The organism is Nonomuraea sp. NPDC004186 (assembly GCF_053603495.1).
In genome coordinates, this window is sequence record NZ_JBSGFQ010000024.1 from 64000 (window position 1) to 74924 (window position 10925).

A 10925-nucleotide genomic window follows, 5' to 3' on the forward strand; every position below is an offset into this window, starting at 1 on the left:
TCCTAGCCTTCGGTGACGCCTGCTCAGGAGAGTCCGAACTCGCTGTCGATGAAACTGATGATCTCGTCGGCCGTGGCCGAGCTGAGCTGATCGGCCACGTCCTCGACGGTGGCTCCGGATTCTTGGTGCCGTTCCTTCCAGGAGAAGACCAGCTGTTCGAGCCGGGCGGTGATCTCCCCGGCGGTGGCGCATTCGGCCGCCATGACGGCCAGCCTGGCCTCGATCCGGTCGAGCTCGGCCAGGACCTGCTGTTCGGCGCTGTGCGCGGGTGGCGCCAGCTCCTCCAGCAGGTGCCCGGCCAGCGCGGCGGCGTTGGGGTAGTCGAAGATCAGGGAGACGGGCAGCCGCAGTCCCGTGATCGCCTTGAGCCGGTTGCGCAGCTCCACGGCGGTCAGCGAGTCGAAGCCAAGGTCCTTGAACGCCCGTCCCGGTTCGACGGACTCCGGCCCGGCGAAGCCGAGCACGGCGGCCACGTGGCCGCGTACCAGGTCGAGGAGCATCGGAGCCCGCTCCGCCTCCGGCAGGGCGGCCAGCCGGTCGGTGAGCGACTCGCCCATGGGCGTCTCCGCCGCGAGCACGCGGCGCGTGGAGATGCGTACCAGGCCGCGGAAGAGCGGGTGGCCGAACCCCTTGGCCGCGCCCGCACGCAGCGTGGCGAGATCCAGGTGGATCGGCACGAGCGCCGCCTCGTCCACGCTCAGCGCCCGGTCGAAGAGGCCGAGGCCCTCGTCGAGGCCGAGCGCGCCCATGCCGGACCGGCTCAGCCTGCTCAGGTCGGCCTCGTCCAGGTGGCCGGTCATACCGCTGCCGCTCTGCGGCGACCACAGGCCCCAGGCCAGGGAGGTCGCCGCCAGCCCGCGGGCTCGGCGGTGCTGGGCGAGCGCGTCCAGGAACGTGTTCGCCGCGGCGTAGTTGCCCTGGCCGGGGCTGCCGAGGATGCCCGCGGCGCCCGAATACAGGATGAACTGCGCCAGGTCGAGATCGGCGGTCAGCTCGTGCAGGTTGGCGGCAGCGGTCACCTTCGGGCGCATGACGGCCTCGACGCGCTCCGGGGTGAGCGAGGAGATCATCCCGTCGTCGAGCACGCCCGCCGTGCTGACGACCCCGGTCAGCGGGTGCTCGGCGGGGATGCTCGCGAGCAGCGCGGCGAGGGCGTCCCGGTCGGCGGCGTCGCAGGCGGCGACCGTCACGGTGGCGCCGAGCCCGGTCAGCTCCGCCTCCAGCGCCGCCGCGCCGTCGGCGGCGGGGCCGCGCCGGCTGGCCAGGACCAGGTGCCGCACGCCGTGCTCGGTGACCAGGCGCCTGGCGGCGAGGGCGCCGAGCGCGCCGGTGCCGCCGGTGACGAGCACGGTGCCCTCGGGGTCGAGGGCGGGCGGTGCCGTCAGGACGACCTTGCCGATGTGGCGGGCCTGGGCGACGTACCGGAACGCGTCGGGGGCGCGGCGGACGTCCCACGTGCTGATCGGCGGGAGCCGGAGCGCGCCGCGCTCGAACAGGGCGGCGATCTCGGCCAGGATCTCGCCGGTGCGGGCCGGGCCGAGCAGGGTGAGGTCGAAGTTCTGGTAGCGGACCGAGGGCAGCTCGGCCGGGTCCCGTACGTCCGTCTTGCCCATCTCGATGAAGCGTCCGCCCGGTCGCAGCAGGCCCAGCGAGGCGTCCACGAACTCGCCCGCGAGGGAGTTGAGCACGACGTCCACGCCCGGGGCGAAGGTCCGCGCGAACTCCAGCGTCCGGGACGAGGCGATGCGCTCGGCGGGGACGCCCAGCTCGCGTACCGCGTCCCATTTGCTCTCGCTGGCGGTGCCGTAGACCTCGGCGCCCAGGTGGTGCGCGAGCTGCACGGCGGCCGTGCCCACGCCGCCCGCCGCGGCGTGCACGAGCAGCGCCTCGCCTGCCTGGAGCCCGGCGAGGTCCACCAGGGCGTGGTAGGCGGTGACGAAGGCGATCGGCACGGACGCCGCCTGGGCGAACGTCCAGTCGTCCGGGATGCGGGCGAGCAGCCGGTGGTCGGTGACCGCCTCCCGGGCGAAGCCGTCGACGATGCCCATCACCCGGTCGCCGGGCACGAGCGTGGTGACGTCGTCGGCCACCTCGATGACGACGCCGGCGCCCTCGCCGCCCATCGGCGCGTCGCCCGGGTACATGTCCAGGGCGATCAGCACGTCGCGGAAGTTCAGGCCCATGGCCTTGGTGCCGATGCGGACCTCCCCGGGTGCGAGCGGCGCCGACGGGGTGGGGAGCAGCGCGAGGTCGTCGAGCGTGCCGCGGGCGGTGACGTCCAGCCGCCAGTTCTCGGCATCGGCCGGCGGGGTCAGCGCGCCGTCGGCTCCGGGCCGGGCCAGGCGGGGCGCGTACGCCGTGCCCTTCCTGATCGCGAGCTGCGCCTCGCCTGTCGCGAGCGCGGCGGGCAGCGCCCGACAGGAGTCCGCGTCACGGTCGAGGTCGAGGACGACGACCCGTTCTGGGCTCTCCGACTGCGCGGACCTGACGAGACCCCAGACCCCGGCGTTGACCAGGTCCGGCACCTCCTCTTCCGCCGTGGTCGCGACCGCGCCCCGGGTGAGGAGGACGAGCTTGGAGGCGGGGAAGCCCTCCTCGGCCAGCCACGTCTGCAGCAGCTCCAGCACCTGGCAGGTCCGGTCGGCGACCGCCGCGGCCAGATCGGGCTCCGGTTCGCCGTCCAGCGGGACGACCACCCATTCGGGCACCGATCCGGTGGCCACGAGTTCGGCCAGGCCGGCGTGCGCGGCCGCGTCGATCCCGGCGGCCGCCAGTTCTGACGGGTCGCCGATGACCGCCCATCGCTGCTCGCCCGCGGGTTCGCCGGCGGGCACCGGCGCCCATTCGAGCGTGTAGAGCGAGTCCTCTCCGGTGGCGCGCTGCTCGGCGCCGAGGTCGGCGGGCAGCGGGCGCAGGATCAGCGAGTCCACGTGCGCGACGGGCACGCCGGTCGTGTCGGTGACGGCGAGCGTCACGTCGTCGGTGCCGCGGGGGGTGAGCCGGACGCGGATCGAGGTCGCGCCGGTCGCGTGCAGCCGTACGCCGGTCCAGGCGAACGGCATCCGCGGCCCGTCCTCGGCGGTGGCCGCGTTGAGCGCGACGCTGTGCAGCGCGGCGTCGAGCAGCGCCGGGTGGAGCCCGAATCCGCCGGTCTCGGTCCCTTCCGGCAGCGCCACCTCGGCGAACAGCTCCTGGTCGCGCCGCCAGGCCGCCTTCAGACCCTGGAACGTGGGTCCGTAGCCCAGGCCGACCGCGCCGAGCCAGTCGTACAGGCCGGTCATCGGGAGCGGCTGCGCGCCCTCGGGCGGCCAGGCGGCCGTCTCCTGGGCGGGCGGCGCGGCGGCCTCCGGCGCGAGCACGCCGGTGGCGTGGCAGGTCCACGGGTCGTCGGCGGCTCCGCCGTCGGGCCGGGTGTGGACGGTGAGCTGCCGCCGCCCGTCCTCGTAGGGGGCGCCGACGGCCAGCTGGAGCTGGATCGCGCCGCGTTCCGGCACGATGAGCGGGGCCTGCAGGGTGAGCTCTTCGAGCAGGTCGCAGCCGGCCTCGTCGCCGGCCCTGACGGCCAGCTCCACGAACGCCGTGCCGGGCAGCAGCACCTGGCCGTTGACCTGGTGGTCGGCCAGCCAGGGGTGGGTCTTCAGCGAGAGCCTGCCGGTCAGCAGCACGCCATCGGAGTCGGCCAGCGAGACGGCGGCGGCGAGGAGGGGATGCCCGGCCGCCCCGAGCCCGGCGGCTCCGACGTCACCGGCGCTCGCGGTGCGCTCCTCCAGCCAGAAGTGCTGGTGCTGGAAGGCGTAGGTGGGCAGGTCGACCATCCGGGGGGCGGCGGGCTCCAGGGCCTGGGCCCAATCGACGTTCACCCCGCGTACCCACAGCTCGGCGGCGCTCGTCCACAACCTGCGCAGGCCGCCGTCGTCGCGGCGCAGCGTGCCGCAGGCCACCACGTCCTCGACCGTCTCCTGCACCGCCATCATCAGCACCGGATGGGCACTGACCTCAACGAACACGCCATGTCCCTGCTCGGCCAGCGCCCGCACCGACGGCTCCAACCACACCGTCCGCCGCAAGTTCTCGTACCAGTACGCGGCATCCACCTCGGTCCCGGCCAACCAGCACTGCCGGACGGTCGAATACCACGGCACCTCGCCCGTTTGCGGCGTCACCGGAGCCAGCAGTCGCGCCAACTCCTCCTCGATCGCTTCAACATGGGCCGAATGCGAGGCGTAGTCCACCTCGATCCGCCGCGCCCGCACCGCGTCGTGCCGAGCCAGGAATTCCTCAATGGCATCCGCATCGCCTGACACCACCGTCGAGGCAGGCCCGTTCACCGCCGCGATGGAGATCCGGTCGTCTACCGCCACCTCCGAAGCGGGCAGCGGGATCGACGCCATACCGCCCCGACCGGCCAGCGCCACGATGGCCTGGCTCCGCAACGCGACCACCCGGGCACCGTCCTGAAGCGACAGCGCGCCAGCCACGACTGCGGCGGCGATCTCACCCTGGGAGTGACCGACCACGGCGGCCGGTGACACTCCGAGCGAGCGCCACACCTCGGCCAGGGACACCATCACGGCCCACAGCACCGGCTGCACCACATCGACCCGGTCCAGACCCTCCCCGCTACGCAACACCTCTGTGAGGGACCAGTCCACGAACTCCGACAGCGCCGCCTCACACTCCGCCATCCGCGCCGCGAACACCGGCGAGTCATCCAGCAACTCGACGCCCATACCGAGCCACTGCGACCCCTGACCAGGAAAGACGAACACCGTCTTGCCGCACGGCCCGGCCACACCCCGCACCGCGCCCTCGTCCAGACCGGCCAGCAGCTCCTCCCGGTCCGCACCGATCACCACCGCGCGGTGGTCGAACGCCGACCGCGAAGCCACCAGCGAATGCGCCACATCCACCGGCCGGACCCCGGCCACCGCATCGGCCAACCGGCCCGCCTGGGCCCGCAACGCCTCCGCGCTGCGACCCGACAGCACCCACGGCACCACCGGCGGCTCGTCGACGGGCTCGGGCTCCTCGTCCGTGCCCGGCACCTGCTCGATGATCACGTGGGCGTTGGTGCCGCTGATGCCGAAGGAGGAGACGGCGGCGCGGCGCGGATGATCCTGCACGTCCCACGGCCGGGCCTCGGTGAGCAGCTCGACGGCCCCGGCCGACCAGTCCACGTGCGGCGACGGCTCGTCCACGTGCAGCGTCTGCGGCAGCATCCCGTGCCGCATCGCCATGACCATCTTGATGACCCCGGCGACACCGGCGGCGGCCTGGGTGTGGCCGATGTTCGACTTGACCGAGCCGAGCCACAGCGGCTGGTCCCGGTCCTGGCCATAGGTGGCGATCAGCGCCTGGGCCTCGATCGGGTCGCCCAGCGTCGTGCCCGTCCCGTGTGCCTCGACCACGTCCACGTCGGCGCCCGACAGCCCGGCGTTGGCCAGGGCCTGGCGGATCACCCGCTGCTGGGAAGGGCCGTTCGGCGCGGTCAGGCCGTTGCTGGCCCCGTCCTGGTTGATGGCCGAGCCCTTGACGACCGCCAGCACCGGGTGGCCGTTGCGGCGGGCGTCCGACAGCCGCTCCACCAGCAGCATGCCGACGCCCTCCGACAGCGCGAACCCGTCCGCCGCGCCGGCGAAGGGCTTGCACCTGCCGTCCCGGGCGAGCGCGCCCTGGAGGCTGAAGCCGATGAATCCGAGCGGGGTGCACATCACCGTGACGCCGCCGGCCAGCGCCAGGTCGCAGTCGCCGTTCCGCAGCGCCTGCGCCGCCAGGTGCAGCGCCACCAGCGACGACGAGCACGCCGTGTCCACCGTCACCGCGGGCCCTTCGAGCCCCAGCGCGTACGCGACCCGGCCGGACGCGATGCTGCTCAGGGTGCCGGTGACCAGGTGCCCCACGGATTCCAGCGGGACCTGGTCGGAGTGGCGGCCGTACTCCTCATAGGCCGCGCCGACGAAGACGCCGGTACGGGTGCCGCGCAGCGAGCCGGGCTCGATCCGGCCGTGCTCGATCGCCTCCCACGAGGCTTCGAGCAGGACCCGCTGCTGCGGATCCATGGCCAGGGCCTCGCGCGGGCTGATGCCGAAGAACTCGGGGTCGAACTCGGCCGCGTCACGCAGGAAACCGCCGTCCCGTACGTACGAGGCGAGCTGCGCCTCGGGGTCCGGGTCGTAGATCCCCTCGACGTCCCAGCCGCGATCGTCCGGGAGGGCCGAGATCGCGTCCCCGCCCTCGGCGACCAGCCGCCAGAGGTCGTCGGCGTTGGTCACGCCGCCGGGCATCCGGCAGCTCATCCCGACGATCACGATCGGGTCGTCGGAGACCGGCCCGCGGGTCTCGCCGGTGAACCCGGCCTCCGTCCGGGTGCCCAGGATCTCGCCGCGGACCAGGCCCGCGAGCGCCTTGACGTTCGGGTAGTCGAAGACCACGGTCGCCGGCAGCCGCACGCCCAGCGCGGCGTTGAGCCTGCCTCGCAGCTCGACCGCGGTGACCGAGTCGAAGCCGAGGTCTCGGAAGGCCCGGTCCACCTCCACCTCGCCGGGGGCGTACCCGAGCACGGCGGCCACCTGCTCGCGCACCTGCGCGACCAGCAGCCGGTCCTGCTCGTCCTCGCTCAGCGGGAGGAGCTTCGCGCGCAGCTCGGAGGACTCGGAGTCGGCTACCGCCTCCTTCTGGAACACCGCCACGGCCTCGGGGACGCCGTCGAGAAGGGGCCGCCGCCGGGCGGCGGTGAAGATGGGGAAGAACCGTTCCCAGTCGACGTCGGCGACGACCAGGTTGGTCTCGCCGTCGTCCAGGGCCTGCCGCAGGGCGTCGATGGCCAGGCCGGCGTCCATGTAGCGGACGCCGGTCCTGCGGGCGTCCTCCTCGTCGAGGAGCGTGGTCATGCCGCCGCCCGCGGCGTCCCAGAAGCCCCAGGCGACAGCCGTGGCGGCGAGGCCGCGGGCGCGGCGGTGCGCGGCCAGCGCGTCGAGGTAGGCGTTGCCGGCGGCGTACGCGCCGTTCAGGGCGCCGCCCCAGACACCGGCGCCGGACGAGAACAGCACGAACGCGTCGAGCGGTCCGTCGAAGGCCGCGTCCAGGTTGGCGGCTCCGACGATCTTGGCTTGGGTGGCCTCGGCCAGCTCGTCCCGTCCGAGCCGGGTGAGGGGCTGCATGTGGGGCACGCCCGCGGTGTGGAAGACCGATCGGACGGGGGCGTCGGCCTCGATCTCGCGGACCAGGGCCGCGAGCGCGTCGCGGTCGGCCACGTCGCACTTGGACACCGTCACCCGCGCGCCGAGTTCCTGGAGCTCGGCCACGAGCGCGGCGGCGCCGGGGGCGTCGGCGCCGCGCCGGCTGGTGAGCACGAGGTGCTCGGCGCCGTCGCGGGCCAGCCACCGCGCGACGTTCGCGCCCAGGCCGCCGGTGCCGCCGGTGATCAGTACGGTGCCGCGGGCCCGCCAGTGCCCGGCCGAGTCGGTCCGCGCCCTGGGCGCCCTGGACAGGCGGCGGGCGAAGATCCCCGAGGCGCGGACGGCGAGCTGGTCCTCTTCCCCGATCCCGGCGAGCACGGTGACCAGGCGGGTCAGGACGCGCTGGTCGAGCGTCTCCGGCAGGTCCACAAGGCCGCCCCAGCGGGCGGGGTGCTCCAGGCCGAAGACCCGGCCGAGCCCGGAGACCGCGGCCTGCTCCGGGTCGCGGACCGGGTCGGCCCGGCTGACGCTCTCGGCTCCGTCGGTGGCGATCCAGAGCGGGGCCGCCACGCCGGCGTCGTCCATGGCCTGGATCAGCGTGACCGTCCGGGCCAGGTCGCAGTGGAGGGCGAGCACGCCGGCCGGCGCCTCGTCCCCGGCCAGCAGCGCGGCGAGGTCGTCCCTTCCGGAGTCGCCGGTGACCTCCAGGAGCTCGCACCGGGCTCCGTGCCGTTCGAGCGCCCCGGCGACGGAGGCCGCCGCGTCGCCGCCGGCCCGGTCCGCCGGGACGACGACGCGCCAGGTGCCCGACAGCGCGGGCGGCTTCCCGCCGGGTGCGCCGACGGGCGTCCAGGTGACGCGGTACCGCCAGGAGTCGAGCACGTCCTGGTCGCGCCGCCGGCGCCGCCAGGACGACAGCGCCGGCAGGATGGCCGCCAGCGGGGAGCCGTCCTCGATGCCGAGGGTGGCGGCGAGCGCGGCCACGTCCTCGCGTTCGACCGCGGCCCAGAACTCGGGGTCGACGGAGCCGTCGGGCGCCTGCTCGACCGGGGTCCCGCCGGGCATGAACCAGAAGCGCTTGCGCTGGAAGGCGTACGTGGGCAGCTCGACGCGCTGGGGGACGGCGTCGGCGAAGTACGCGTCCCAGTCGACGGCGACGCCCCGGCAGTGCAGCCGGCCGACGGCCTCGACGAAGGCGCGGGCCTCGTCGCGGTCCTTGCGCGTGGCGCTGACGAAGAACGCGGCGTCGTCGCCGTCGAGCGTCTGCCTGGCCAGGCTGGTCAACACCCCGTCCGGGCCGATCTCCACGAACACGGTGGCGCCGGCGGCCCTGGCGGTGGTGACGGCGTCGCCGAAGCGCACCGCCCGGCGGACGTGGTCCACCCAGTAGCCGGGGTCGGTGAGCTGCCCGGGCTGCGCCTTCTGCCCGGTCACGTCGGAGATGATCGGAATGGCGGGCTCGCCGTACGTCAAGGACTCCGCGACCTGCCGGAACTCCTCCAGCATCGGCTCGACGAGCGGCGAGTGGAAGGCGTGGGAGACGCGCAGCCGGCGGGTGCGTACCTGCCCCGCCTCGAGTGCCTGCGCGATCTCGTCGATGTCGCCGGCGGCGCCGGAGACGACGACCGCGCCCGGCGCGTTGACCGCGGCGATCCCGGCCCGGTCCGCGCGGCCGGCCAGCAGCGGGAGCACCTGCTCCTCCGGGGCGGCGACGGCGAGCATGGCGCCGCCCGCGGGCAGCGCCTGCATCAGCCGGGCCCGCGCGGCGACCAGCGCGCAGGCGTCGCCGATCGAGAGCACCCCCGCGACGTGGGCGGCGGCGAGCTCGCCGACCGAGTGCCCGGCGAGCACGTCGGCCTCGATGCCCAGCGAGGTCAGCAGCCGGTACAGGGCGACCTCGAAGGCGAACAGTGCCGGCTGGGTCATGCCCGTCTCGTCCAGCACCCCGTCGGGGTCGGTGAACATGACGTCCCTGATGGGGTGCGGCAGCAGCGGGTCCAGCACCTTGCAGACGTCTTCGAGCGCGGCGGCGAACACCGGGAACGCCTGGGCGAGCGCGGCGCCCATGCCCACCCGCTGGCTGCCCTGGCCGGCGAACAGGAAGGCGATCCTGCCTCCCGCCCCGGAACCCGTGACGGCGGTGGCGCCGTCGGCGAGCGACCGGAGACCGGCCAGGAGCTCGTCCCGGGTCTCCCCCACGATCACGGCGCGCTGGTCGAGCGCCGCCCGGCCGGTCGCGAGCGACCAGCCGACGTCCTCGACGCGCAGGTCCGGCCGCGTGGCCGCCCACGTACTGAGCCGGTCGGCCTGCGCGGCCAGCGCCTGCGCGTCCCTGGCGGAGACCGTCCAGGGCACCAGCGGCAGGTTCAGCCCGGCCTGCTCGGCGGTGTCGTCCTGCTCGGCCGGCGTCTCTTCGAGGATCAGGTGGGCGTTGGTGCCGCTGAAGCCGAAGGCCGAGACGGCGGCGCGGCGGGGCGCCTCGCCGGACTCCCACGACCGGGGCTCGGTGAGCAGCTCGACGGCGCCGGCCGACCAGTCCACGTGCGTGGACGGCTCGTCCACGTGCAGGGTGCGCGGCAGCGTTTCGTTGCGCAGCGCCATCACCATCTTGATCACGCCGCCGACGCCGGCGGCGGCCTGGGCGTGGCCGATGTTCGACTTCAGCGAGCCCAGCCACAGAGGCTGGTCCCGGTCCTGCCCGTACGCGGTGATGAGCGCCTGGGCCTCGATCGGGTCGCCCAGGGTGGTGCCGGTGCCGTGGCCCTCCACCGCGTCCACCTGCGAGGGCGACAGGCCCGCGTCGGCCAGCGCCTCCCTGATCACGCGGATCTGGGAGGGGCCGTTCGGCGCGGACAGCCCGTTGCTGGCGCCGTCCTGGTTGACCGCGCTGCCGCGGATGACCGCGAGGACGTGGTGCCCGTTCTCCCGCGCGTCCGACAGGCGTTCGAGGAGCAGCACCCCCACGCCCTCGCTCCAGCCGGTGCCGTTCGCCGCGTCGGCGAAGGACTTGCAGCGGCCGTCGGCCGACAGGCCCCGTTGCTGGGAGAACTCGATGAAGGTGTTCGGGGTCGCCATCACCGTCACGCCGCCGGCCAGCGCCAGCGAGCACTCGCCGCGCCGCAGCGCCTGCGCCGCCAGGTGCAGCGCCACCAGCGACGACGAGCAGGCCGTGTCGACCGAGATCGCCGGGCCCTCGAGGCCGAGCGCGTACGCCACGCGGCCGGAGACCACGCTGCCGAGCGCCTCGGCGCGGAAGTAGTCGTGGTACATGACGCCGGCGTAGACGCCGGTCCGGCTGCCGCGCACGGAGTTCGCGTCGATGCCGGCGCGCTCGAACGCCTCCCAGCACGACTCCAGGAACATCCGCTGCTGCGGGTCGGTCCCGAACGCCTCACGTGGCGAGATCGCGAAGAAGCCGGCGTCGAAGTCGGCCGCGTCGTAGACGAAGCCGCCCGTCCGGGCCGTGGTCGTGCCCGGGTTGTCCGGGTCGGGGTGGTAGAGGTTCTCGTCCCAGCCGCGGTCGGTGGGGAACTCGGAGATCGCGTCGACGCCGTCGGCGACGAGCCGCCACAGCTCCTCGGGCGAGGTGACCCCGCCCGGGTAGCGGCAGGCCATGCCGACGATCGCGATCGGCTCGTGCTCCCGGCCCTGGATCTCCCGCAGTTGCTGCCTGGTTTGGTGCAGGTCGGCCGTGACCCGCTTCAGGTAGCCCCGGAGCTTGTCTTCGTTTGCCATCGAACGTAGCCC

The 10925-nt window shown here is 74.3% G+C and carries 1 protein-coding gene; it reads right to left on the reverse strand.

The window, feature by feature from the left end; all coding sequences use genetic code 11:
- Positions 1 to 23 precede the first annotated feature (23 nt).
- Positions 24 to 10913 (reverse strand): type I polyketide synthase, encoded by a 10890-nt coding sequence (locus ACWEPL_RS20950; protein ID WP_452437175.1) that lies wholly within the window; start codon positions 10911 to 10913, stop codon positions 24 to 26.
- Positions 10914 to 10925: the final 12 nt, after the last annotated feature.